The organism is Kribbella sp. NPDC003557, assembly GCF_040610805.1.
GTDB lineage: Bacteria > Actinomycetota > Actinomycetes > Propionibacteriales > Kribbellaceae > Kribbella.
Genome location: NZ_JBEXMY010000001.1, coordinates 335198 through 358093, shown reverse-complemented (window position 1 = coordinate 358093; position 22896 = coordinate 335198). Strand labels below are relative to the sequence as shown.

Below are 22896 nucleotides of genomic sequence, written 5' to 3'. Positions count from 1 at the left end.
GTACGTCGTACTGCGTCCTGCGGTGCAGCGTGCTCCTCCGGGGGTAGCGGAGGTGTCGCCGCTGGGCCGACGCGGTGAAAGGGGTCTGAAAGCCAGTCTTGGTGCCGTTGGAAGATCCACGAGCACCGAGGAGTGTCATGGACGACGAGAGGCCGGGCGGATCGATCCGCATCGGCGACAGTGAGCGTGAGGACGCCGTCAAGCGTCTGGGCGAGCATTACGAAGCCGGCCGGCTGAGCGCCGAGGAACACTCGGAGCGCGTCGACCAGGCCCTCCGCGCCAGAACCGGCGCGGACCTGGAAACCCTCTTCGCCGACCTCCCCGGCTCCCACCAGACCCCGCCCGGCCCCGACGCCGGCGGTTCTGGTGACGGCGAGGGGTGGGCCGGGCCGTGGGGCTGGAGCAAGCCGCCGTGGACGGCTCCGGCCGACGCCGATCCCGGGAATGCCGGACGTCCGGCGGGAGGATTCGCCGGCCGGCCGCCGTGGGCTGCGCGGGGGCCCTTGGGCCGCATCCCGCTGCCGTTGCTGATGCTGCTCGGGGCGTTCGCCGTGCTGGCCTCGGTCGGGTGTGTGGTGGGCGGTGGTCATCCGCCGGTGCTGCCGCTGCTGCTGATCGTGGCAGCGGTGCTGTTCGTGCGGAAGCGGCGGACGGAGCGTCGCGCATGAGGAACGTGTACCGCGTGCTGGGACTGCTGATCGCGGTCGCGGTCGTGCTGCAGGTCGCGTCGATCGCGCTCGCCGGGTTCACGATCGCGAAGGACGCCGACGACGGCACCTCGATCGGCGCCGACTACAGCAACTTCGGGCAGAGCTACCACAGCATCGCCGGCTCGGTGATCGCGCTGCTCGCGCTGGCGTTCCTGATCGTGTCGTTCCTGACCGACGTCCCGCGCGGCCGGGTGCTGGCCGGGATCGTCGTCGGCCTGGTGGCGCTGCAGTTCGTCCTCGCGGTGGTGTCCTTCGGGGTGCCGGCGCTCGGTCTGCTGCACGGCATCAACGGACTCGCGATCGCCGGTGTGGCGAGTGCGGGCGCGCGGCGGGCCGTCGTACCGAAACAGCCTGTGACCAGTGCCTGACGTCAAGAAGCGCCGGTGGGGCCGGCTGCTCGCTCTGGGGATCACCCTGGCGGTACTCGTACCGCTCGGGTACCTCTGGGCGACCAGCCTGGTCCCGGGCGAGTACAACCCGGCCGAGATGGGGTACGCCGACTACGGCGGCGGCCCGTCGGCGGGGCACGAGCATCACCACGGCGGGACGAGCGTGGTCGACCTGGCCGGTCCGAAGACGGGTACGCCGGACGTCGACGTGACGCTTGTGGCGCGGAAGCAGAAGTTCCAGCTGGCGTCGGGTGAGACGGTCGACGGATACACGCTGAACGGGACCTCGCCCGGCCCCCTGATCCGGGCGCGCGTCGGCGACCTCGTACAGGTCACGCTGGTGAACGAGTCCGTGCCCGACGGCGCGACGCTGCATTGGCACGGGATCGACGTACCGAACGCCGAGGACGGGGTCGCCGGGGTGACGCAGGACGCCGTACCAGTGGGCGGGAAGCACGTGTACCGGTTCAAGGCGGAGCAGGGCGGCACGTACTGGTACCACTCGCACCAGGTGTCGAGCGACGAGGTGAAGGGCGGGCTGTTCGGCCCGATCGTGATCGCGCCGCCGTCGCCCGGTGAGGTGGTGGCGGCGATCCACACGTACGACGGGAAGCGGACGATCAACGGACGCACCGGGACCGCGAAGGCCGAGCTGCCGGCCGGTACGACGGCGCGGGTGCGGGTGATCAACACCGACAACGCGATCCTGCGGGTCGGGCTGGTCGGCACGCCGTACAAGGTGGTCGCGGTCGACGGGCGCGACGTCCACGGTCCGACGGCCGTCACGGCCGCGTTCCCGTTGGCGGCCGGTGCCCGCGTCGACCTGGAGGCCGTGGTGCCGCCCGGCGGGATGCGGCTCGTGGCCGGTACGTCGGCGTTGTCGCTCGGGATCGGGCCGGGCGACCCGGCGCAAGGTGACCTGCCGGGGGAGACGGTGGATCTACTGACGTACGGGACATCCGCACCGGTCGGTTTCGATCCGGCGACGGCGGACCGCAACTTCGAGTACCGGATCGGGCGGCGGCCCGGGTTCCTCGACGGTGTGCCGGGGCTGTGGTGGACGATCAACGGCCACAAGTTCCCCGACGTGCCGATGTTCATGGTCGCCGAGGGGGACGTGGTGCGGATGAAGATCTCCAACACCAGCGGCCAGGCGCACCCGATGCACCTGCACGGTCACCACGCCGTCGTCCTGTCCCGGGACGGGGTCGCGGCGACCGGTTCGCCGTGGTGGGTCGACACGCTCGAGGTCGGGAACGACGAGACGTACGAGATCGCGTTCGTGGCCGACAACCCCGGTGTCTGGATGGACCACTGCCACAACCTGCCGCACGCCTCCGAGGGCCTGATGACCCACCTGATGTACGAGGGTGTCACCACGCCGTACCGCGTCGGCGGCGACTCGCACAACGAGCCGGAGTGAAACCGGCGCCCGTCGGAGCGCGTCCATCGTTCATGATGTTGCGATGAGCGACGACGACCTGCACGGCCGTCAGTTGCTGCTGATGCTCGCGTTCTTCGTCACGGTCGGCGGCGGGCTGTACCTCATCGGGTGGCTCACCCGCCCGAGCTTCCTCTACGACCACCCGCTGATCTGCGCCGCCGTCGCGGGCGGGGCCTGTTACCCCGCCCGCTTCCTGGCCGAACGCTTCGCCTGGTGGAACCGCCTCGAGGAACGCCGCCAGGCGCGCCGGGACCGCCTGCTGAGCCGCGCCCTGGCGGACGCGCGGCACCGGGCCCGGACCGGACGCAAGCGCCGGATCGGGTGGGGTGAGGGGCTGATCAGGGCCGGCCGGCTGCTTGTCGGGGTTCCGATCGCGGTGGGGTCGCTGGCGATCGTGCCGCTGGGGATCGCGGCCGGGAACGACAACCGGCAACTGGTCGCCGACGGGCCGGTCCAGCAGGCCGTGGTCGTGTCGGTCGAGGAGGACAAGTGGTCCAAGTACGACGACGTGATCGTGAAGGTGGCCGGACCGGGCGACGGTACACCGGTCGAGGTGGACGGCGGCAACGACCTCGATCCGAGGCCGGCGGTCGGCGACCGGATCGACGTGGTCGCCGACCCGGGGGACACGTCGTACGTGATCGCGGCAGCCGTCGACTGGTCCACGCCGTGGTGGGCCTGGCCGCTCGGCGTCGTGATCAGCCTGCTGTGCCTCTGGATGGGCGTGGCGATCGCGTTCGGCTGAGGTCAGGACGCCTGGCGGAGCGCGGCGAGGCGGGCGCAGGCGGCCTCCAGCGCCGCGGGCTGGGTTTCGTACGCACCCCACCAGAGGGGGTTGTCCGGTTGGGGGTCGAGCTCGTCGTCGACGTCGGCGTACCACTCGTCCGCGGTCCGGAAGACCCGCGCGTGCAGCTGGTTGTCGTTCACCGCACCACTCCTGGAAGTGAGAACCGTGTACGTCTCCAGGATGTGACCGCGGTCGGCAGGAACGCGCCAGCGACACGCGGTGGTTCAGGTGACCAGGACCGTGATCCGCTGGGCCGTGTTGTTGCTGAAGCCGCCGCGGTTCCACTCGGCCTCGATCGGCTGCTCGTTCCCGGCGGCGTCGTACGCGCGGACCGTGAGCACGTGCTCGCCCGGCGTCGCCTCCCAGTCGTAGGCGAACGCCCGCCAGGCGAGCTCCTCGGGCCCGTCTTGGTTGCTGGGGGCATCCAACGTCGCCTCGTGCCAGTTCACGCCGGCGTCCGTGCTCACCTCGACGCGCTCGATCGGCGCCCACCCGGACCAGGCCCGGCCGAACAACGCGACGGTGCCCGCGGCAACGAACCGGTGCCGGCTCATGAAGTCCGGGAACCCCGGCGGGATCAGCAGCGCACGCGGCTGGATCCGGGTGATCGCCGTCCCCGGGTCGTCCGCGTCGGCCCGGATCCGGTACGCCACCGCGTTCTGGAATCCCTCGAACGCGTGGTCGATCACCTCGATCGAGCGCAGCCACTTCACGCTGGCCATCCCGTACCAGCCCGGGACGACGAGACGCAGCGGGTAGCCGTGCTGTGGCGGCAGCGGCGCACCGTTCATCTCCCAGGCGACGATCGCGCCCGAGTCGATCGCCTCCGCCACCGACAGGCCGCGCTGGTAGTCCTGCTCGACCCCGCGCTCCACGCCGTGGTCCGCGCCGGTGAACACCACGTCCACGGCGTCCTCGCGCAGCCCGGCCAGCCGCAGCAGGTCGGCGAGCGGCACGCCGGTCCATTCCGCCGTACCGACCGCTTCCGACAGCCAGGGCTGACTGATCGGCCGCGGCTGCAGCGTCGCGCGGCCGTTGCCGGCGCACTCCAACGTGACCCGCACGGTACGGCGGCCCATCGCGCGCAACTCGGTCAGCCCGAACGACAACGGCTGCTCGACGCATCCGTCGACGCTCAGCTCCCAGTCGCCCGCATTCGTCGCCGGGATGTCGTAATGCACCAGCACGTAGTGCAGGCCCGGCGGGGTCACGTCGTACCGCAGCCCCTCGAGCGGCATGCCGTGGTTGCGCGCCGCCAGCTGCAGCTCGTCGGCGGTGATCCCCTCACCCGTGTCCGCCAACCGCCCCCGAACGCTGAAACTCTCGATCGACATCGTAGATCCCTCCCCTGAAGCAACCCTAGAGGTAGAGACCGGCTACAACCAGCCGTTGTCCAGTGCGATCCGGGCGGCTTCGGCGCGCGTCCGGGCGCCGGTCTTGCCGATGGCGGCGGAGAGGTGGTTGCGGACCGTTCCCTCGGACAGGTGCAGTTCCTTGGCGATGTCGGCCACGGTGCCGCCCTCCCGAGCAGCCCGCAGTACGTCGGACTCCCGGCCCGTCAGCGGGCTCGTCCCGGCCACCAGGGTCTCCGCGGCGAGCGACGGGTCGACCACGCGCAGCCCCTGGTGGACGCGCCGTACGGCGTCCGCGAGCTGGGTCGCCGGGGTGTCCTTGACGACGAACCCGGCCGCGCCGGCCTCCATCGCGCGGCGCAGGTACCCGGGCCGACCGAAGGTGGTCACCATCAGGACCCGCACCCCGGGTACGGCGCTGCGCAGCGCGGCGGCCGCCTCGATGCCGTCCAGCCCGGGCATCTCCACGTCGAGGAGCGCGACGTCCGGCCGGGAGTTCTTCGCCGCGTCGATCACCTCGTCGCCGCGACCGACCTCGGACACCACCTCCAGGTCGGGCTCCAGATCGAGCAGGGCGGCCAGGGCACCGCGGACCAGCGCCTGGTCGTCGGCGATCAGCAATCGGATGCTCACGGCACCATCCTCACAGGCCGACCTTCACCGCCAGCCGGAACCCGCCGCCCGGCGCCTGACCGACCTGCAAGCCCGCGCCCGCCTGGTCGGCCCGTTCGCGCAGGCCGACCAGTCCGTGGCCCGAGGCGCCGCCGCCCGGCGTCGGACCCTTGCCGTCGTCGAGCACCTCGATCTGCACTGCCGAGATCTGGATCGTGCACCGCTTCGCGCCGGAATGCCGTACGACGTTCGTGACGCCTTCGCGCACCACCCAGGCGAACAGTTCGCGGTTCTCCTCGGGGACCTCGTCGACCGTGGTCGGCAGGTCCGCCTTGATCCCGGCGGCCTGCAGCGCGGCGCGCGCCGAGACCAGCTCACCGGCCAGGCTCAGCTCGCGATACCCGGCGACCGCGGCCCGGACGTCGGCCAGCGCCGCCCGCGCCAGGCTCTCGACGTCCGCGACCTCGGCCGCCGCCCGCGCCGGATTCGCCTCGATCAGCTTGCCGGCCAGCTCCGCCTTCACCGTGATGACCGTCAGCGAATGGCCGAGGATGTCGTGCAGGTCGCGGGCGAACCGGTTCCGCTCCTCCTGGACGGCCAGCTCGGCCATGTCCTTGCGGGCCGCGTTCAGCTCGATACTGCGCTGGATCGCCCGCCGCATCCCGAACACGGCCAGCGCGCCGAGGAAGATCGCGAACCCGTAGCTGCCGTCGTCGGTCCAGCCCGGCACGATCCGCATCGACAGCTCGGCGCCGCCGAGCAGCAGCGCGACGATACCGATCGCGATCCGCAGGTCGACGGCCATCATCGCGACCGCCGAGATGTAGACCAGGCAGGTCAGCGCCTGCTGCCCGGCGGCCGGCAGCATCAGCAGGCACAGGGCGAGCATGCCGCCCAGGTACACCAGGCGCTGCCAGGTCGGCATCCCCCGGGCACCGAGGCCGACCCAGCGGACCCAGCCGAAGAAACCGAGGTACGACAGCGCGAACAGGGACAGCGTGACCAGGCCGAGGATCCGGGTCGGCCCGTGCCGGTGGATGATCTCCTCGAACGGCTGGGACAGGTAGAACAGCCAGACCCCGGCCGCCAGCCAGCCCCACCGCCCGGGTCCCGGGCGGCCGCTACGCTCGGCGAGCGCCTCCATCAGCGTCGGCGAAGTCTTCACGGTGGTCACGCTATCGCTCGGTTCCTCAGGCGCGGGCGGTGTCGGCGCGGAACCGGCGCAGGCCGATGAACCCGAGCACGACGGTCCAGCCGAGCACCACGAGCAGCGCGTGGGTGTCCAGGCCGCCCTGGGTCAGCGCGCTCCGCGACGTCTGACCGGTCCAGTACGCCGGGGTGAGCTGGGCGATGTGCTTCATCACCGACGGCATCTGGTCGACCGGGAGCCACAGGCCGCCGAAGGCCGCGATCAGCATCGTGCTCAGACCGGTGATCGGCTGCACGCTGTCCGGTTTCGCGATGTACCCGATGACCAGGCCGATCGCGGCGAACGGCAGCGCGCCGAGCCAGGACACCAGCGCGACCGTCAGCCACTGGTCGGCGTCCAGGTGCACGTGCCCGAACGTCATGCCGCACAGGAACACCACGAGCAGCGGCGGGATCGCCAGCAGCAGGCTCAGGATGACCTTGTTCACGACGTACGCCTGCGGCTTCAGCGGGGTCAGCCGCAGCGTCCGGTTCCAGCCGCCGTCGCGCTCGGCCGCGATCACGCCGCCGCTGCTCATCGCCGCGGACATCGAGCCGAACATCGCCATACTCACCATCACGTACGCGATCGCGGAGATGCCCGCCTCGTTCGCGTCCTGCGGGATCGTCAGGCCGAAGATCAGGAACAGCACCAGCGGCATCAGGATCGAGAAGATCAGCACCCGCCGGTTCCGCAGCGTGCGGCGGATGTCGAAGATCAGGTAGTCGCGGTTCATGCCAGGCTCTCCTCTTGGGCCGCGCTGATCGCGAGGACGGCGTCCTCGAGGTCGGCGGACGTCACTTCGATGTCATGGGCGTTCGTGTTCGCGAGCAGGTGCCGCAGGGTGCCGTCGGAGTCGGCGCACTGCAACAGCACGACGTCACCGCGGGTCTCGACGTTCCGCACGCCGGGCAGCGACGCCAGGGCGGCCAGGTCGGCGCCCGGGATCGTGGCCCGGATGGTGCGGCCGGACACGCTCGCCTTGATCTGCGCGGCGGTGCCGTCGGCAACGACCTTGCCGTTGCGCATCAGCACCACGCGGTCGGCGTACGAGTCCGCCTCCTCCAGGTAGTGGGTCGCGAACAGCACCGTCCGGCCGCGGGCGGTCTCGGCGTGCATCGACGCCCAGAAGTCGCGGCGGGACTCGACGTCCATGCCGGTCGTCGGCTCGTCCAGCACGATCAGGTCCGGCTGCGGGATGATCGCCATCGCGAACCGGACCCGCTGCTTCTGGCCGCCGGACAGGCCCTTCATCGTCCGTTTGGTGAGGTCCGCGATCCCGGCCCGCTCGAGTGCCTCCTCGACCGGCATCGGGTCGTTGTGCAGGCCGGCCACCAGGTTCAGCAGCTCGCCGACCTTGGCATCCTCGATGATCCCGCCGCTCTGCAGCATCACGCCGACCTGCCCCTTGGCGATCGCGTCCGTCGGCGTACCGCCGTACACCTGGACCGTGCCCTGATCCGGCTTCACCAGGCCGAGCAGCATCTCGATCGTGGTCGACTTCCCCGCGCCGTTCGGCCCGAGCAACGCCACCACCTCACCGGCCCGGATACTCAGATCCACCCCGGCGACGGCCTGCACATCCGCATACTTCTTGGTCACACCCCGCAGGCTGACCGCAGTCGTTGTCGTCATACCCAGAAGCCTGCTGGAACCCCTCGCCACACCCCTGGATCGCCCGTCACGACCCACCCATGACATCCGTCAGCCGAAACCCATGAGGTTCAAAGGACAGCGCTCCGCGCCGGCAGTTCTGTCGGGCGTGGATTGTGGCGCCGGCGGATCCGTTGGGGTGCAGGGGCTGGTGGGCGGAAAGGACAGCGCTTCGCGCTGGCTGTTCCTTTGGGGCGTGGATTGTGCCGGCGGCGGATCCGTTGGGTGCAGGGGGCTGGTGGGCGGAAAGGACAGCGCTTCGCGCTGGCAGTTCCTCTGGGGCGTGGACTGTCGTGACGGCGGATGCGTGGAGTGGCGGCTGTGGTGAGGCGAGGGAAGGACAGCGCTTTGCGCTGGCGGCTCTTGGCGCGCGAACGGTGTTGGAGCGGTTGTGCTGGCGCCGGATGGTTGTGGCGTGGCCGGAAAGAGGATGGTGCTTGCGCTGGCAGGGTTTCTGGGGCGCGTGGAGTGGTGGTAAGCGAAGCGAAAACGGCGGCGCTTCGCGCTGGCTGGTGGGCTGGGAAGGACCGCGCTGGGTGCGGGCTCTCTGGTGTTAAGAACTTGGTGCGGCGAACGCGGTGGTGCGGACAGCAGTACTGGGTGGGGACTGTGGCCGGGGGACTGATCTCCACCACGTCCTCGGCGTTCCGGGGGCCGCCTGCCGAGTGCCGGTGACGAGTGCCGGGAGGCCGGGTGCCGAGCACCGCACGTCGTTCGGGGATGGGTTGCTGGGCGGCGGTTTGTGGTGGGCCGGGACGAGGACGGCGCTTCGCGCCGGCTGTGCGAGGCCTGGCGGCGTACGCCTGCCGGGCCGGTGGCAAGCGAGGTCTGGCATCGCGTGGTTCGTGGTGGTGGACTGCTTGGTCGGGGTGGGGAATCGGCAACTGATCGGGGTTGGGGAGCGTCCACTGGAGTGTTGAGGAAGGGAAGGCGATCGGGGTGGGTGCGGTGCTTGGTGTAGCGGGGGTTGTGCACGGTGGGGTCGTGGTGCGGCGGACTCGGGGTGGGTTGCCTGCGGGGGTTCGGGTCCGTGTGCACGGGCAGGCTCGGGGGGAGACGGCGGGTGCGTGTGAGGGGAGCGGTGGGATGGCGACGTTGACGGTGTGGAAGTTCGAGACGTGGGACGGGGCCAACCAGGCGATCGGGACGTTGGAGGGTCTGGCCAAGCAGAAGCTGATCCGGATCCACGACGCGGCGTCGGTGACGTGGCAGCCGGAGAAGCGGCGGCCGCGGACGCGGCAGGTGCGGAACATGACGGGGCCGGGCGCGCTCGGCGGGATGTTCTGGGGGGCGCTGTTCGGGACGATCTTCCTGATGCCGTGGGCGGGAGCCGCGATCGGGGCGGCGGCGGGTGCGGTCGCGGGATCGCTGATCGACGTCGGGATCGACGACGACTTCATCAAGGAGGTCCGCCGGCAGGTGACGCCGGGGACGTCGGCGTTGTTCCTGCTGTCCAGCGAGGAGGAGACCGATCAGATCCGCGCGACCTTCAAGCGCACCGGCCTGCGCGCCAAGCTGATCCACACCGACCTGACCGACGACCAGGAAGCCGCCATCCACGAAATGTTCGGGGACTGACCGGGACTCATCCCCGTTTCGCGAAATCCAGCACGTACCGCCAGTCCTCCTCGAGGAGGTCGTGGGTGCCGGGGCGTAGGTGGTAGCCGATGGCGTTCGGGGGGAAGGACGGGCGGGCGGCGGTGACCGCCAGGTGCTCGCCGACCGGGTCGGCCCAGGCGTCGGCTTCGGCGCTGGTGATGGCGACTCGGCGTGGGGCGATGCTTGCCAGGAGTTGGTGCTGGTCGACGGGGAGGTCGTTCTCGTGGCCGGCGTACGCGGCGAACGACGGGACGAACCAGTGCGGGAACTTCGTGGTGATCGCCGCGATGTCCTCGCCGGCCGGGTGCCGGAACAGCGCGGCGCCGCAGCAGCCGGAGCCGTTCGCGGCCGTCACGGCGAAGCGGTCGTCCTGGGCTCCCGCCCAGAGTGCGGCCTTCCCGAGCCGCGAGTGGCCGAGCGCGACCGCGCCCGCCGTGGCGACGCCGGGGATGCGCCCGGCGATGTCGAGCAGCCGGGACAGGCCCCACGCCCAGGCCGCGACCGCGCCCCAGGTCTCGGCGGGGAACCGCGCGCGTACGCCAGGTGCGGCCGGTGCCGGGTCGTCAGGCTCGATCTGCTGGTAGTCGACGGTGAGTACGGCGTACCCGGCCGCGATCGCCGTCGCGTACGGCCAGGTCTCGATCGTCTCGTCGTTGCCCTTGAAGTTGAGCACCACGACGACAGGCGCGGCGCCGGCACCGGCCGGCCGGTGGGTGAGCGTGTCGAGTACGACGTCCCCGAGCGGACACGCGATCACCGCGCGGTGCCGCAACCGGTCGGCCGCGCCGTCGAGTACGCCGTCGTCGCGCGAACGCAGGACCAACTCGGTCAGCTCACCACCGTCCGGCGTACGGCCGTAGATCGTGTCCGCGAACTCGCCGACGACATCAGAACCGGCTGCCGGCAGCGACGGTACGACGGCGCGTTGCCACTTCTCAGGAAGCTCCACGAGGTCAATACTCTAGTCGGGCTCCGCGAAATCGGTTGACCGTGCGCGTGGCGGGTGTGAGGGTCGCGGGCGTGACGGGTGTGCCGAAGCTGCATGACGACGAGGTGCGGATCGACGCTGCCGTGGTGGAGCGGCTGCTGGCTGAGCAGCTCCCGCGGTGGGCCGGGTTGCCGGTGCGCGTGGTCGAGCGGTCGGGCACCGACAATGTCACTTTCCGCGTGGGCGACGACCTGGCGGTCCGGTTGCCGCGCACCGTACGCAATCAAGGGCAGGTCGAGAAGGACCTGGCCTGGATGCCGCGTCTGGCGCCGCACGTCTCGCTGCCGATCCCGGAACCGCTGGAGCTCGGGCAACCGTCCGACGTCTATCCGTTCACCTGGGGCGTCTACCGGTGGTTGCCTGGGGCACCGTTCACGCCCGAGTCGGTTGACGGCGTACGAGCGGCCCAGCAACTGGCCGCTTTCGTCCGGACGTTGCGCGAGGTGGACACCACCGGCGCGCCGGTGCCGGACGGCGACCCGTTCACCCGCGGTACGCCGCTGGCGCCGCGCGACGCGATGTTCCGCGAGGCGCTGGACCAACTGAAGGAGCACTTCGACGCCGGCCTGCTCACGGCCGCGTGGGAGGAGTCGCTGGCGGCCGACACCTGGGACGGCGTACCGCGGTGGATCCACGGCGACCTGATGTCCGGCAACCTACTCGTTGCTGACGGCAAGCTCTCGGCGGTGATCGACTTCGCCACCGCCAGCGCGGCCGACCCCGCCGGTGACGTACTGCCCGCGTGGTGGCTGTTCGAGGGCGAGTCCCGGGCGGCGTACCGCGAGGCTCTCGAGATCGACCACGCCACCTGGCTCCGCGCCCGAGGCTGGGCGCTGTCCCTGGTCGTCATCGCGATCCCGTACTACCTGGACCGCCGCCCCGGCACCCTCGCGGACGGCCAGGAATCCGTCGCCGACATCCTGAGCGACTTCACGTCGAGCGCCTGACGTCACCAGAGCTTGTCGATCGAGCCCGGGTAGAGCTCGATGCGGGCGTGGTGGAGCGTCGGGGCGAGTTGCCGGGCGGTCGAGGTGAAGAACGTGGCCAACGTGACCTTGTCGAAGCCAGGCTGGTCGCTGGGGAACGGGTCGTCGGGCGTGCCGCCGATCAGAACCGTGCCGGCGAGGTGTTGCCAGCCTGCTGACTCGTAGAACGCCTGCAGAGCACGGTCGCAGGTGAACAGGCCGAGGTCGAGGCGCAGGTCGGCCATCGCGTCGCGGGCCGCGGCGACCAGTCGGTGACCGTACCCGCGGCCGCGGAGTGTCTCGCGGGTGACGACAGTGCTGAGGCCCCCGGCCTGCAAGGTGGTGCCGCCGTGCTCGAGCGGTTTGCGCAGGACGTCCAGCGCGGCGACCACCAGCCCCTCGTCGACGAGCAGCATGGAGAGCGGATGCAGCGCCGGGTCGTGGACCGGAGCATCGGCGGGTGGCGGGGGATCGGACGGCCAGGCCTGGTTCTGTAGCTCGTGGACCTGGGCGCGAAGGGCCGGGGGTACGGCGGCCTCCGGGTAGGACTCGACCTGCATCAGCTCGATTTGATGGTGTGCAGGCCCTGCCAGAGGAGGTCCTGGAGCGTGCGGGCGACCTTTTCGGGGCTGGGCGGGGCGGGGGTGCGGGTGCGCCAGATGGCCAGGCGTTCGGTGGCGCCGGAGATGGACTGGGCGACGATCTGCACCTCGTCGTCGTCGACCGGGCGGCCGGCCGGGAGGTTCATCCGGACCATGGTGGCGATCAGTTCGATGAAGGCCGCGCGGACCTCGTCGGTCGCTTCCGCGGCCGGGCCGGCACTCAGCATGCCCTCGTCCACCAGCACGGACCACGCCTGCGGGTGCTCGTCGAGGAAGCGGAACCAGGCCAGGAACCCGGCGTACAACGCGTCCTCGGCGTTCGGGGCGGCCATCACCGCGTCGGCCACGGTGTCGAGCAGGTGGCCGCGGAGCCGGGCGAGGCAGGCGAGGAACAGGCCGTCCTTGGAGCCGTAGTACTGGTAGATCAGCGGCTTCGACACCCCGACCTGTGCCGCGACGTCGTCCATCGACGTGCCCTGATACCCGCGCTCGCCGAAGATCCGCTCGGCGGCCTCGAGGATCTCCCGCTCCCGGGCCGCGCGATCACGGCGGCGCTTCGGTGGACGTTCCGTGGTCGAGGTCACTTGCGCAGTCTAACTGACTCCGAGTAACTTACTACGAGTAAGTTCTACAGCCGAGCGGAGGCCAGGCATGGGCGAGCGGCATCGGATCGTGGTGATCGGGACCGGGTTCGCGGGCATCGGGATGGCGGTCCGGCTCAAGCAGGCCGGGTACGACGACTTCGTCGTGCTGGAGCGTGCCGAGGACGTCGGCGGCACCTGGCGTGACAACACCTACCCGGGCTGCCGGTGTGACGTGCCGTCGCACCTGTACTCGTTCTCGTTCGCCCCGAACCCGGACTGGTCGTCGACGTTCTCGCCGCAGCCCGAGATCGAGGACTACCTGCGGAAGGTCACCGACGCGTACGGCGTACGCCCGCACATCCGCTTCGGCAACACCGTCGAGTCGGCGCGCTGGCAGGACGGCAGCTGGCAGATCACCACGAACCAGCAGACGTTCACCGCGGACATCGTGCTGTCCGGCATGGGCCCGCTGGCCGAGCCGTCGTACCCGAAGCTGCCCGGGATCGAGGACTTCGAGGGCGAGGTCTTCCACTCCGCGCGCTGGAACCACGACCTGGACCTCAGTGGCCGCAAGGTCGCTGTCATCGGCACCGGCGCGTCGGCGATCCAGTTCGTGCCGGCGATCCAGCCCGAGGTCGAGGAACTGCATCTGTTCCAGCGGACGCCGCCGTGGGTGATGCCGCGGCCCGACCGCAAGATCTCCGCGGCCGAGAAGGCTGTCTACCGCCGCTTCCCGCTGGTACAGAAGGCCATCCGGGCCGGGATCTACTGGGGCCGCGAGTTGATGGTGCTCGGGTTCGCCAAGCTGCCCGCGATCATGAAGCAGGCGCAGAAGGTGGCCGAGAAGCACCTCGCGCACCAGGTCCGCGACCCGCTGCTGCGCGCCAAGCTGACACCGGACTTCACGCTCGGCTGCAAGCGCGTGCTGATCTCCGACGACTACTACCCGGCGCTCGCCCGGCCGAATGTCGAGGTGGTCACCGACGGGATCGCCGAGGTGACGCCGACCGGCGTCGTCACGACCGAGGGTGTGAAGCACGAGGTCGACACGATCATCTACGGCACCGGTTTCAAGGTCACCGACCTGCCGGTGATGGACATGGTGCACGGCCGCGACGGCGTCTCGCTGCGCGAGGCCTGGGCCGACGGCATGGAGGCGCATCTCGGCACCGCGATCGCCGGCTTCCCGAACTTCTTCATGCTGATCGGGCCGAACACCGGCCTCGGGCACAGCTCGATGGTGTTCATGATCGAGTCCCAGATCGCGTACATCCTCGACGCGCTGAAGACCATGGACGTGCAGGGGCTCCGGGAGGTCGAGGTGCGGCGGGACGTGCAGCGCGCGTTCGTCGACGGGGTTCGCTCGTCGATGCGGAACACGGTCTGGACCCGCGGTGGCTGCACCAGTTGGTACCTGGACTCGGAGGGGCGCAACACGACCTTGTGGCCGTCGTTCACCTTCCGGTTCCGGCAGCTGACCCGGCGCTTCGATCCCGCGGAATATCAGACGCTTTCTATGTGACATCGTGCGTGTTACATTCGATCGGTCGGATACTGATCGGAGGCGGCGCGCGTGCTGGAGCTGCTGGTGCCGCTGCACGGGATCGGCGGTCGAGGGGACCTGCCGGTGCCGCTGTGGCTGGCGATCTACTCCGCCGGTGCCGCCGTCGCGGTGTCGTTCTTCGCGCTCGCCGCGTTCTGGTCGCGCCCGCGGTTCGAGGGGACCGCGGGCCGGCCGCTCGGCGTCCTGACGCGGGTCGTCGACGCTCCGCCCACGCGCACCGTCCTCAAGCTGGTCGGGCTAGCGGCGCTGGCACTCCTGCTCGGCGCCGCTTGGTTCGGCAATCCAACGCTGAACCCGGCGCCGACCTGGCTGTACGTGTGGATCTGGGTCGGGATCATCCCGCTGTCCCTGCTCTGCGGCCCGATCTGGCGGCTCGCGAACCCGCTGCGGACGATCGCCGGCGTCGTACGTCGCTCGTCGTACCGGCCGCTGCCCCGCGGGATCGCGTACTGGCCGGCCGCCGCCGGCCTGGCCGGATTCCTCTGGCTGGAACTCGTGTACCCGGAGGGATCCGATCCGCGGGTGGTCGCGATCTTCACCGCGACGTACGCCGTGCTGAATGTTGCCGCGGGCATCGTTTATGGGCCGGCCTGGTTCGGCGTCGGGGACAGCTTCGAGGTGTACGCCGAGGTACTGGCGCGGCTGAGCCCGCTCGGGCGCGGTGCCGAGGGCCGGCTCGAGTTGCGGAACCCGCTGGCCGGGCTGGCGACGATGCCGCGGCAGCCGGGGATTGTCGGGCTGCTGTGTCTGCTGCTCGGGTCGACGGCTTTCGACGGGATCTCCCGCTGGTCGGTGTGGACGCGTTTGACGGGCGGCTTCGCCCACATTCCGGCGTACACGCTGGGATTGGTCGTCACGGTCGCGATCGTCACCGGGTTGTTCCTGCTGGCCGCGCGGACGACCGGCGCGGCGCGGATCCGGCCCGGCGCGGTCGGTACCGCAGGGTTGCCCGGGGCGTTCGTGCACTCGCTGGTGCCGATCGCGATCGGGTACGCCGTCGCGCACTACTTCTCGTTCGCGATGTTCCAGGGGCAGGAGGGCTGGCTGCTCGCGACCGATCCGTTCGGGCGCGGCTGGGACCTGCTCGGGACGAGCGGGACGCCGGTCGACTACGCGTTCCTAGGCACCGGGTTGATCGCGGGGGTCCAGATCGGCGCGATCGTGCTCGGACACGTGCTCGGGGTCGTGTCCGCGCACGACCGCGCCACCGAGCTGTTCCGCCGGCGTCAGCTGCGCCGGGCGCAGTACCCGATGCTGGCCGCGATGGTCGCCTTCACGGCCGGCGGGATCGCCCTGGTGACGGCGTCATGATCGCGCTGCACCTGGGCGGCATTCCCGAGACGGCGATGGTCCTCGGCCCGGTCCTGCTGATCATCGCCTTCGTCCGGATCGCCCGCCGCAACGAGGCGACCCTGCCGGACGATGACGACGACTGGGACGACGACTGGGACGCCGACCTCGGCGACCTGCCCGCGGACCGGCGGGAGCGGATCCACGAAAAGTGAGGCCCGGCAAACCCCCTGCGGTTCGCCGGGCCTCCCCGTTCCCCGTTGGTTGAGTGGTCGTTGGTTCAGGCGGCGAGGGCCGGTTCGTAGTAGCCGCTGACGCGGGACGGTGTCGTGCTGCTCGCCAGCTCGGCGAGGCGGGCGCAGCCGGCGGTGAGGGCGGACTCGAGGGTCGGCCAAGCGTCGACGCACCAGTACGGGTCGTCGGGCTGCCGGTCGTTGTCGTCGTCGATATCGGCACACCAGCCGCCGGTGCGGACGTGGTGGACATGCAGTCGGAGTTTCATGACGATCGGCTTTCAGAACGGCAGCTTGCGGCCGGACGGCGTCCGCAGGTCGAGAGTCTGAGTCTGCGTCTGACGGCGCGTCGTGGTGATGCGGGGGCGCCGACGAATCTGCAGCTGTCGCATCGTCTTCCTCCTGCCGGTCTGTTCTGGTAGCTATACGCTCCCGCATGAGGTCCGGTTCACACATGCGGAGGATTACCTATCCGAGTCCCTAACCGCCCCCGGCCTCGACTCCGGGTTCACTAAGGGACGCTACCGGGGACCATGGACAGTTTTCGGCGTACGGAAAGGCGTACGGAAAGATGCCCAGGTGGACACTCTGCTGCGGCGCTGGGGCCTTCAGGGACAAGACGTTCGCCCGCTCACCGAAGGCACCAACAACACCGGCTACTACGTCGGTGAGGAGTTCGTACTCCGGATCCACCGCAACGCGATCCCGCCGACCTACGAGCACGCGGTACTGCGGACAGTAACCGGCCTGCCCTTCGCCGTACCGACACCGGTGCCGGCCGACGGCGAGACCGCGGTCCGTGGCGAAATCCACGGCGAACCGGTCCTGGCGAGCTTGAGCCGGCGCATCCCGGGGGAGCACCCAGCGCGCGGCGACACCGCCAGAGCCGAGGCGTGCGGACGTGCGCTGGGCGAGCTGGACCAAGCACTCGCCGAGCTGAACCCGGCCGACCTGCCGACGTCACCGGTGTGGAACGGCGACCTGACCACCGTGCATCCGGAAGTGCCGAACCTCGACCTCGTGCTCGACGCCCTCCCCGCGGTCGCGCCGATCCTGAAACACATCGGGCCGCTGCCCGAGCTCCCGCAGCAGATCATTCACGGCGACTTCGCGCTGACCAACGTGCTGATGATCGGCGACCGCGTCAGCGCGATCCTCGACTTCGAGACCGCCGGCCTCGGCTACCGCGCCATGGATCTCGCGGTCGGCAGGTACTTCTTCGGGGAGGTCGGCCACCCGAGTGCGGCTTTCCAGCGCGGCTATCTCGACGCGTTCCCGTTGACCGAGGCCGAGCTGGCCGCGCTGCCCGCCCTCGAACTGATGCGCGAGGCAACGAGTCTGGTGCATTGGTACGGGCGCTACCTCGACGGTCAGAGCACCGCCGAGGGCATCGCCGTGCGGGTCGAGCGTCTGCTCGGGGTGAGCGAGGCTACCCGGTAGACGGCAGCGTCTTCGGGTCGAGGCCCAGCTCCTCGTAGGCGACGAGTTCGATCTCGCGGGCCATGGCCTCGCGGAAGGCGGCGACCAGGGCCTGGCCGGCCAGGGGGATGATGCCTTCGAGGGTGCGCTGGATCTCGGGCCAGCCGTCGGGTGGCATGCCGGCGTTGGTGAAGTCGCGCCAGACGGTCGAGCGGAACAGTTCGACGTACGTCTTGGCGACCGCGTCGGCCTGGGTGAACAGCTTCGGCAGCATCTCGAAGATCGCCTGCATCGGGACGCCGAGCTTGATCACCTCGAGCCCGGTGCGCAGCAGGTCCGGGTTCGGGATCCGCAGCCGGCCGTCCTCCAGCCGCTCCGCGATCCCCAGCTCGACGATCTGCTCGATCACCGCCGGGTCGTGCGGTACGCCGGCCCGCTCGGCGAGCTGGAACTCGTCGAGCTCCTCCGGCTCCGACGGCGTCCACGGATTCACCAGCGTCTCGAACACGCCGAGCGCCATCGCGCCGTCGGGCAGTTCGCCCATCATCCGCTCGACCGCGGCCAGCGTGTAGCCCTTGTCGAGCAGCTCGCGGACCAGGGTCAGCCGGGCGATGTGGTCGGGCCCGTAGTACCCCGTCCGGCCGACCAGCCGCGGCGGCGGGATCAGCCCTCGCCCGGCGTAGGCACGCACGTTCCGGACCGTCATGCCCACCTTGGCGGCGAGCTGGTCGACAGTGAGCTCCTCATCCACCCTTGACAGTCTTCCAGACTCCACGTTACATAGTAGATGTAACATGCGCTATGGCGCATGCCTGATGGTGTGAAGGAGTCCGATGGCGATCCCGCTGGCGACCACCGGTACGGCGACGTTCGACCAGATCGCGATCGTCACCGGCGTCGTGTCGGTGCTGTACGTCGCACTCGCCGTGCTGCTGTGGCGCGAACGCACCGGCCGCGTCACGCTGGTAGGACGGTTCGCGGACACCATCGGGAGACTGGACGGAGTCCCCCGATGGGCCGCGCTCACGCCGTACCTGCACGCCGTCTCGCTGCTCGCCTGCGCGTTCGGGGTCTGGTGGGACATCGCGGTGCACATCGACCGCGGCCGCGACACCGGCCCGTTCGGGACGCCGGCGCACTACCCGATCTTCTTCGGCATCCTCGGCGTGATCGTCTCCGGCGTGCTGCCGATCGCGCTCGCGGGCAAACCGCTGCCGGCCAGGACGATCAGGCTGACCCGCGGCTGGCGGATCCCGTGCAGCGCCGCGCTCGTCACGGTCTGCGGCACGTTCGCGCTGGTCGGCTTCCCGCTCGACGACGTCTGGCACCGGCTGTTCGGCGAGGACGTCACGCTCTGGGGGCCGACCCACCTGCTGATGATCGGCGGCGTGGTGTTCTCGATCTTCGCGCGGCTGCTGGCGATCGCCGAGGTCGAGCAGCTGATGGGCGTGAACAAGCGGCGGCTGCTCCAGGAGATCGTGTCGGTCGGCGCGCTGCTGATCGCCTGGGACCTGTTCAGCACCGAGTTCAACTACGGCGTCCCGCAGTTCCCGCTGATCCTGCAGCCGCTGCTGATCGTGTTCGGCGCCGCGATGGCGTTCACCATCCTGCGGGCCCGGCGCGGACCGGGGACGACGTTCGCCGCGCTGGCCGTGTACCTGGTGATCCGCGGCGGGATCGCCTGGGCGGTGGCCGAGCCGCTCGGCGAGATCGTGGGGCACTTCCCGCTGCTCGTCGTCGAGGCACTGCTGGTCGAGGCCGTCGCGTTTGCCCTCGGCAACAAGAACCGCTTCCGGCTCGGCGCCGTCGCCGGCGTGCTGATCGGGACCGTCGGCGTGGTCGCGGAGTACGCCTGGAGCCACGTGTGGATGCCGATCGCGTGGCCGTCGTCGATCCTGCCGTCAGCGATCGGGTACGGCGTGATCGTCGGGGCCGGCGCCGGTCTGGTCGGGGCCTGGCTCGCGACCCGGTACGCCGAGGTGGCCGGCGAGGAGCGGGCGATCGGGATCAAGCACATCCGCCCGGTCGCGGTCCGGCGTACCCATCAACTGGGCGCGGCCGGGCTCGTCGCGGTGGTGGCGACCGTGTTCTTCTGCGTGCCGCGGACGGCGGACGCGGGCGTGTCCGGGGTCGTGTCGTTGGAGCGGGTGGCCACGGGGGCCGAGCCGACGGCGTACGTCACGATCACCCTCACGCCTGCGGACGCGGCCGACGGGGCACGCTGGTTCGAGGCGCTCGCCTGGCAGGGCGGCGGGCTGGTGTTCCACCCGATGGAGAAGGTTGCCGAGGGCACATACCGGTCGGCCGGCCCGTTGCCGATGTACGGGAAATGGAAGTCGATGGTCCGGCTGCACCAGGGGCAGCGCGAACTGGTGGCGAGCTGGGTGTACGCGCCGGAGGACGCGGCGATCGAGAAGCCCGCGATCCAGGTGTCGAACGGGCAGACGGTCGAGTTCGTCAACGAGCAGCAGGTGCTGCGGCGCGAGGAGCGGACCGACGTGCCACGATGGATGTGGAACGCCGGCTACGCGCTGCTCGCGGTGGTCGGGCTGCTCGAGGTGATCGGGATCGCGTGGCTGGTCGGGCGCGGCGCCCGCGGCGGGCGGATGCGAGCGGCCCACCTGGCCGCCGGAGAACGGGAACGGGAGACTGCGTGACGATCGAGTTGGAGCACTCCGGGGTCACACAGCGCCGTCGCTTGACGTTGGCGGACGGAGTACGGCTGAACGTCGAGGTCACCGGGCCGGCCGACGCGCCGGTGACCGTGCTGCTGGTGCACGGCTGGACGTGCTCGACACGCTCGTGGCACAACCAGGTCGAGGGCCTGCCGCAGATCCTCGGGGAGGACGCCGTGCGCGTCGTCACGTACGACCACCGCGGGCACGGCCGCTCGGACGCGGCGCCGGCGGGTACGACGCGCCTCGAGCAGTTGGCCGACGACCTGGTCACGGTTCTCGACGAGGTCGTCGGGGAGGGGCCGGTCGTGTACGCCGGGCACTCGATGGGCGGCATGACGCTGATGGCGGCCGCCGATCGGCGCCCCGACCTGTTCGGTTCCCGGATCCGCGCCGCGGCCCTGGTCAGCACCACCTCCGGCCACCTCACCGAAGGCGCCCTCGGGCTGCCCACGCGGTTCGACCCCGCAGCCGTCCGGATCGCCCCCCGAGTGCTGAACGCGGTCGGCCGAAGAATCGACCGCCGCGATGCCCGCCGAGCCGTCGCCCAAGAGGCGGAGGCCGAAGCAGCCGTAGCCCGAGGGGCGGAGTCCTGGGCCCGAGAGGCCGAGGCTGCGGCCCAAGCAGCTGAGGCAGCTGAGGCGGCCGAGATGGGAGCGCTCGCCGGCGAGGCTGCTGGGTCGCGCGGGCGGGTTGCCGGTGCTCGGGCGCGGGCTGCTGCTGCGGCCGCCGGTGCGCAGGCTGCCGCGCGGCGGGCGGCGGTGGTGGCTGCCGGGTTGCAGCGGCCGGCGTTGCGGCAGGTCGTGTTCGGGAAGAAGCCGGATCCTGCCGAGGTCGAGTTGTTCATGGCGGATCTGGCCGTGGTGCCCGGGGCGTCGTACGGCGGGTTCTTCGAGGCGATGCTCGAGCACGACCGCGGGCAAGCGCTGAAGGTGCTCGAAGGGGTGCCCGTGGAGATCATGCACGGCACCCGCGACCGCCTGCTCCCGCCGCGGCACGCGAACCGGATCGCCGCCCAACTCCCGAGCGCACGCCTGTGGATCTACCCCGGCGCCGGCCACATGCTCATGCAGGAGCGGCCCAGGGACGTCACCCACCGGCTCGCGTCCCTGGCCCGCAAGGTGCGCTGACCTACTTCAACTGCCCCCGGATCGCGCCGCCCGGGAACGTCGCGTTGTGGACGTTGACGTAGTACGCCTTCGGATCGGCGGTGATCCCCGCGGCCAGGTCGGCGCTGATCGTGGTGCACCCCGATCCGGGGTTCGCGGCGACGGACAGCGGGATGACGACCGGTCCGGCGACGTGCCGCGGGGCGAGGTGGACGTGGGCGGCGGTGGCGGTCTCGATACCCTGCCAGCTCAGCGTCCAGCAGAACGTGGTGCCCTCGATCGTGTACGTGAAGAACCCGTGGCCGTCCGGGTCGGCCGCCGCGGCCTCCTGCTCACCGTTCAACGGGATGGCGGGTGCCGCGTTCGCGGCCGGCACCCCGACGGCGCCGAGCGCGAGGATGCCGACAGCGGCGATGATGCGTGCGGACATGTTTCCCTCCTACTGGTCGTGAGGACGGACTCCCTCCCTCGACACGTCCGGGAACCGCGATCGGTTCAACCGGATGAGAAGCGCGTCACGGCCGGCCGCGAGGACCTCGCCTACTCTCGATGCCGTGCAGAACCTTCTCTCCGATGTCGTGGTGGTCGATCTGACCCGGGCGCTGGCCGGGCCGCATGCGGCGATGATGCTCGGCGATCTCGGGGCCCGGGTGATCAAGGTCGAGACGCCGGACGGCGGCGACGACAGCCGCGGCTGGGGGCCGCCGTTCGTGGGCGGCGAGTCGACCTACTACCTGTCGGCGAACCGGAACAAGGAGTCGGTGACCGCCGACCTGAAGTCGGACGAGGGCAAGGAGTTCCTGACCAAGCTGGTCCGGAAGGCCGACGTGCTGCTGGAGAACTTCCGGCCCGGTGTCCTCGACCGGCTCGGCTTCTCCACTGACCGGCTGCACGAGCTCAACCCGGGGCTGGTGATCCTGTCGATCACCGGGTTCGGCCACGACGGCCCCGAGGGCGGCCGCGCCGGGTACGACCAGATCGCCCAGGGTGAGGGCGGCCTGATGAGCATCACGGGCGAGACCGAGCCGAGCAAGGTCGGTGCGCCGATCGCCGACCTGCTGGCCGGGATGTACGGCGCGTACGGCGCCCTGGCCGCGCTGCACGAGCGCTCGATCACCGGGAAGGGCCGCGTCGTGCGGACCAGCCTGCTGGCGTCGGTCGTCGGCGTGCACGCGTTCCACGGCACGAAATGGACCGTCGCGCACGAGCTGCCCGCGCGGGTCGGCAACCACCACGCGCAGATCGCGCCGTACGGGCTGTACCGCACCCAGGACGACATCGTGCAGGTCGCGGTCGGCAGTGAGGGCCTGTGGCGGTTGTTCGCCCCGATCGTCGGCCTCGACCCGGCGGACGAACGCTTCGCGGCGAACTCGGCCAGGGTGGCCCACCGCGACGAGCTGACGACGGCGATCGAGAAGGCGTTCGCCGCCGCCCCGGCCGACGTGTGGCTGCAACGCCTTGCGGACAAGGGGATCCCGGCCGGCAAGGTCCGCGACTTCCAGCAGGTGTACGAGTGGGAGCAGACCCGCTCGCAGGGCCTGCTGATCGACGTCGAGCACCCGACGCTCGGCACCATCCAACTGCCCGGCCCGCCGCTGCGTTTCGACGACAACGCGTACGCCGGCGCGCGCGAGACCAACCTGGCGCCGCCGCGGCTCGGCGAGCACAACGAGTCGGTGCGAGCCTGGCTGGAGGAGTAGGCGGACCGCCACCACTCATCAACTGCCCGATG

25 protein-coding genes are annotated in these 22896 nt (G+C 70.6%); 13 read left to right on the top strand and 12 right to left on the bottom strand.

Features of this window, described 5'->3' with window-relative positions; all coding sequences use genetic code 11:
• Window positions 1–137: 137 nt before the first annotated feature.
• The 4 genes from ABZW60_RS01750 to ABZW60_RS01735 are packed head-to-tail and all read left to right on the top strand — an operon-like array spanning window position 138 to window position 3288.
• Window positions 138–668, top strand: a complete 531-nt coding sequence (locus ABZW60_RS01750) for a DUF1707 domain-containing protein (RefSeq protein WP_355472961.1) — start codon at window positions 138–140, stop codon at window positions 666–668.
• Window positions 665–1078: a hypothetical protein gene (locus ABZW60_RS01745; RefSeq protein ID WP_355472959.1), complete on the top strand. Its 414-nt coding sequence runs from the start codon at window positions 665–667 to the stop codon at window positions 1076–1078. The genes ABZW60_RS01750 and ABZW60_RS01745 overlap by 4 nt, the downstream gene beginning before the upstream one ends.
• Entirely contained in the window at window positions 1071–2522 is a 1452-nt protein-coding gene (locus tag ABZW60_RS01740) for a multicopper oxidase family protein (RefSeq protein WP_355472958.1), read from the top strand. Before ABZW60_RS01745 ends, ABZW60_RS01740 begins: the two co-directional genes overlap by 8 nt.
• Before the next feature lie 43 nt (window positions 2523–2565).
• Complete coding sequence (locus ABZW60_RS01735; RefSeq protein ID WP_355472956.1) at window positions 2566–3288, top strand: hypothetical protein; 723 nt, start codon at window positions 2566–2568, stop codon at window positions 3286–3288.
• 2 nt (window positions 3289–3290) lie between these two features.
• Here the strand turns inward: ABZW60_RS01735 and ABZW60_RS01730 are convergent, their stop codons facing one another.
• The 6 genes from ABZW60_RS01730 to ABZW60_RS01705 form a co-directional block, all read right to left on the bottom strand.
• Window positions 3291–3470 carry a hypothetical protein gene (locus ABZW60_RS01730; RefSeq protein WP_355472954.1) on the bottom strand — a complete coding sequence of 60 codons (180 nt, stop codon included), beginning with the start codon at window positions 3468–3470 and terminating at the stop codon, window positions 3291–3293.
• An 84-nt stretch (window positions 3471–3554) separates the two neighbouring features.
• On the bottom strand, window positions 3555–4664 hold the full coding sequence (locus ABZW60_RS01725) for a sulfite oxidase (RefSeq protein ID WP_355472952.1): 1110 nt from the start codon (window positions 4662–4664) through the stop codon (window positions 3555–3557).
• 42 nt (window positions 4665–4706) lie between these two features.
• Window positions 4707–5315, bottom strand: coding sequence for a response regulator transcription factor (locus ABZW60_RS01720; RefSeq protein ID WP_355472950.1), 609 nt, complete (start codon window positions 5313–5315; stop codon window positions 4707–4709).
• A gap of 10 nt (window positions 5316–5325) precedes the next feature.
• Entirely contained in the window at window positions 5326–6459 is a 1134-nt protein-coding gene (locus ABZW60_RS01715) for a sensor histidine kinase (protein WP_355472948.1), read from the bottom strand.
• Window positions 6460–6484: 25 nt separating this feature from the next.
• The gene (locus ABZW60_RS01710; RefSeq protein WP_355472946.1) at window positions 6485–7219 is read right to left on the bottom strand and encodes an ABC transporter permease; all 735 of its coding nucleotides are present in this window, start codon (window positions 7217–7219) and stop codon (window positions 6485–6487) included.
• Window positions 7216–8118, bottom strand: coding sequence for an ABC transporter ATP-binding protein (locus ABZW60_RS01705; protein WP_355472945.1), 903 nt, complete (start codon window positions 8116–8118; stop codon window positions 7216–7218). Before ABZW60_RS01705 ends, ABZW60_RS01710 begins: the two co-directional genes overlap by 4 nt.
• A gap of 1104 nt (window positions 8119–9222) precedes the next feature.
• Between ABZW60_RS01705 and ABZW60_RS01700 the strand changes: the two genes are divergently transcribed.
• Window positions 9223–9714 (top strand): DUF1269 domain-containing protein, encoded by a 492-nt coding sequence (locus ABZW60_RS01700; protein WP_355472943.1) that lies wholly within the window; start codon window positions 9223–9225, stop codon window positions 9712–9714.
• 7 nt (window positions 9715–9721) lie between these two features.
• Here the strand turns inward: ABZW60_RS01700 and ABZW60_RS01695 are convergent, their stop codons facing one another.
• Window positions 9722–10684 carry an acetylxylan esterase gene (locus ABZW60_RS01695; RefSeq protein ID WP_355472941.1) on the bottom strand — a complete coding sequence of 321 codons (963 nt, stop codon included), beginning with the start codon at window positions 10682–10684 and terminating at the stop codon, window positions 9722–9724.
• Between the two features lie 71 nt (window positions 10685–10755).
• On the opposite strand from ABZW60_RS01695, the gene ABZW60_RS01690 reads away from it, so the two are divergent.
• Complete coding sequence (locus ABZW60_RS01690; RefSeq protein ID WP_355472939.1) at window positions 10756–11670, top strand: aminoglycoside phosphotransferase family protein; 915 nt, start codon at window positions 10756–10758, stop codon at window positions 11668–11670.
• 2 nt (window positions 11671–11672) lie between these two features.
• Here the strand turns inward: ABZW60_RS01690 and ABZW60_RS01685 are convergent, their stop codons facing one another.
• Together ABZW60_RS01685 and ABZW60_RS01680 are read right to left on the bottom strand one after the other, a co-directional pair.
• Window positions 11673–12248: a GNAT family N-acetyltransferase gene (locus tag ABZW60_RS01685; protein ID WP_355472937.1), complete on the bottom strand. Its 576-nt coding sequence runs from the start codon at window positions 12246–12248 to the stop codon at window positions 11673–11675.
• A complete protein-coding gene (locus tag ABZW60_RS01680; protein WP_355472935.1) occupies window positions 12248–12874 on the bottom strand; it encodes a TetR/AcrR family transcriptional regulator in 627 nt (208 codons plus the stop codon). The genes ABZW60_RS01685 and ABZW60_RS01680 overlap by 1 nt, the downstream gene beginning before the upstream one ends.
• A gap of 67 nt (window positions 12875–12941) precedes the next feature.
• Here ABZW60_RS01680 and ABZW60_RS01675 point away from each other — a divergent pair, with 67 nt between their 5' ends.
• The 3 genes from ABZW60_RS01675 to ABZW60_RS01665 are packed head-to-tail and all read left to right on the top strand — an operon-like array spanning window position 12942 to window position 15943.
• Window positions 12942–14396, top strand: a complete 1455-nt coding sequence (locus ABZW60_RS01675; RefSeq protein WP_355472933.1) for an NAD(P)/FAD-dependent oxidoreductase — start codon at window positions 12942–12944, stop codon at window positions 14394–14396.
• Window positions 14397–14447: 51 nt separating this feature from the next.
• On the top strand, window positions 14448–15749 hold the full coding sequence (locus tag ABZW60_RS01670; protein ID WP_355472931.1) for a hypothetical protein: 1302 nt from the start codon (window positions 14448–14450) through the stop codon (window positions 15747–15749).
• The gene (locus ABZW60_RS01665) at window positions 15746–15943 is read left to right on the top strand and encodes a hypothetical protein (protein WP_355472929.1); all 198 of its coding nucleotides are present in this window, start codon (window positions 15746–15748) and stop codon (window positions 15941–15943) included. Before ABZW60_RS01670 ends, ABZW60_RS01665 begins: the two co-directional genes overlap by 4 nt.
• Before the next feature lie 65 nt (window positions 15944–16008).
• On the opposite strand, the gene ABZW60_RS01660 is transcribed toward ABZW60_RS01665, so the two are convergent.
• Window positions 16009–16230, bottom strand: a complete 222-nt coding sequence (locus tag ABZW60_RS01660; protein ID WP_355472927.1) for a hypothetical protein — start codon at window positions 16228–16230, stop codon at window positions 16009–16011.
• A 310-nt stretch (window positions 16231–16540) separates the two neighbouring features.
• Between ABZW60_RS01660 and ABZW60_RS01655 the strand changes: the two genes are divergently transcribed.
• Window positions 16541–17401 carry a phosphotransferase gene (locus ABZW60_RS01655; RefSeq protein WP_355472925.1) on the top strand — a complete coding sequence of 287 codons (861 nt, stop codon included), beginning with the start codon at window positions 16541–16543 and terminating at the stop codon, window positions 17399–17401.
• Here the strand turns inward: ABZW60_RS01655 and ABZW60_RS01650 are convergent.
• Window positions 17391–18131, bottom strand: coding sequence for a MerR family transcriptional regulator (locus ABZW60_RS01650; protein WP_355472924.1), 741 nt, complete (start codon window positions 18129–18131; stop codon window positions 17391–17393). The two genes, ABZW60_RS01655 and ABZW60_RS01650, sit on opposite strands and share 11 nt — an antisense overlap.
• 82 nt (window positions 18132–18213) lie before the next feature.
• Here ABZW60_RS01650 and ABZW60_RS01645 point away from each other — a divergent pair, with 82 nt between their 5' ends.
• Window positions 18214–20037, top strand: a complete 1824-nt coding sequence (locus tag ABZW60_RS01645; protein WP_355472922.1) for a hypothetical protein — start codon at window positions 18214–18216, stop codon at window positions 20035–20037.
• Complete coding sequence (locus ABZW60_RS01640; RefSeq protein WP_355472920.1) at window positions 20034–21185, top strand: alpha/beta hydrolase; 1152 nt, start codon at window positions 20034–20036, stop codon at window positions 21183–21185. The genes ABZW60_RS01645 and ABZW60_RS01640 overlap by 4 nt, the downstream gene beginning before the upstream one ends.
• Before the next feature lies 1 nt (window position 21186).
• Here the strand turns inward: ABZW60_RS01640 and ABZW60_RS01635 are convergent, their stop codons facing one another.
• Window positions 21187–21594 carry a CHRD domain-containing protein gene (locus ABZW60_RS01635; RefSeq protein WP_355472918.1) on the bottom strand — a complete coding sequence of 136 codons (408 nt, stop codon included), beginning with the start codon at window positions 21592–21594 and terminating at the stop codon, window positions 21187–21189.
• Window positions 21595–21718: 124 nt separating this feature from the next.
• Between ABZW60_RS01635 and ABZW60_RS01630 the strand changes: the two genes are divergently transcribed.
• The gene (locus tag ABZW60_RS01630; RefSeq protein WP_355472916.1) at window positions 21719–22864 is read left to right on the top strand and encodes a CoA transferase; all 1146 of its coding nucleotides are present in this window, start codon (window positions 21719–21721) and stop codon (window positions 22862–22864) included.
• The last annotated feature ends 32 nt before the right edge of the window (window positions 22865–22896 follow it).

What these genes read in the sequence shown, in the direction of transcription:
- ABZW60_RS01725 (WP_355472952.1), bottom strand. Translation starts at nt 4,664, where the DNA reads ATGTCGATCGAGAGTTTCAGCGTTCGGGGGCGGTTGGCGGACACGGGT.
- ABZW60_RS01705 (WP_355472945.1), bottom strand. Translation starts at nt 8,118, where the DNA reads ATGACGACAACGACTGCGGTCAGCCTGCGGGGTGTGACCAAGAAGTAT.
- ABZW60_RS01710 (WP_355472946.1), bottom strand. Translation starts at nt 7,219, where the DNA reads ATGAACCGCGACTACCTGATCTTCGACATCCGCCGCACGCTGCGGAAC.
- ABZW60_RS01735 (WP_355472956.1), top strand. Translation starts at nt 2,566, where the DNA reads ATGAGCGACGACGACCTGCACGGCCGTCAGTTGCTGCTGATGCTCGCG.
- ABZW60_RS01675 (WP_355472933.1), top strand. Translation starts at nt 12,942, where the DNA reads ATGGGCGAGCGGCATCGGATCGTGGTGATCGGGACCGGGTTCGCGGGC.
- ABZW60_RS01700 (WP_355472943.1), top strand. Translation starts at nt 9,223, where the DNA reads ATGGCGACGTTGACGGTGTGGAAGTTCGAGACGTGGGACGGGGCCAAC.
- ABZW60_RS01750 (WP_355472961.1), top strand. Translation starts at nt 138, where the DNA reads ATGGACGACGAGAGGCCGGGCGGATCGATCCGCATCGGCGACAGTGAG.
- ABZW60_RS01660 (WP_355472927.1), bottom strand. Translation starts at nt 16,230, where the DNA reads ATGAAACTCCGACTGCATGTCCACCACGTCCGCACCGGCGGCTGGTGT.
- ABZW60_RS01665 (WP_355472929.1), top strand. Translation starts at nt 15,746, where the DNA reads ATGATCGCGCTGCACCTGGGCGGCATTCCCGAGACGGCGATGGTCCTC.
- ABZW60_RS01645 (WP_355472922.1), top strand. Translation starts at nt 18,214, where the DNA reads ATGGCGATCCCGCTGGCGACCACCGGTACGGCGACGTTCGACCAGATC.
- ABZW60_RS01635 (WP_355472918.1), bottom strand. Translation starts at nt 21,594, where the DNA reads ATGTCCGCACGCATCATCGCCGCTGTCGGCATCCTCGCGCTCGGCGCC.
- ABZW60_RS01745 (WP_355472959.1), top strand. Translation starts at nt 665, where the DNA reads ATGAGGAACGTGTACCGCGTGCTGGGACTGCTGATCGCGGTCGCGGTC.
- ABZW60_RS01685 (WP_355472937.1), bottom strand. Translation starts at nt 12,248, where the DNA reads ATGCAGGTCGAGTCCTACCCGGAGGCCGCCGTACCCCCGGCCCTTCGC.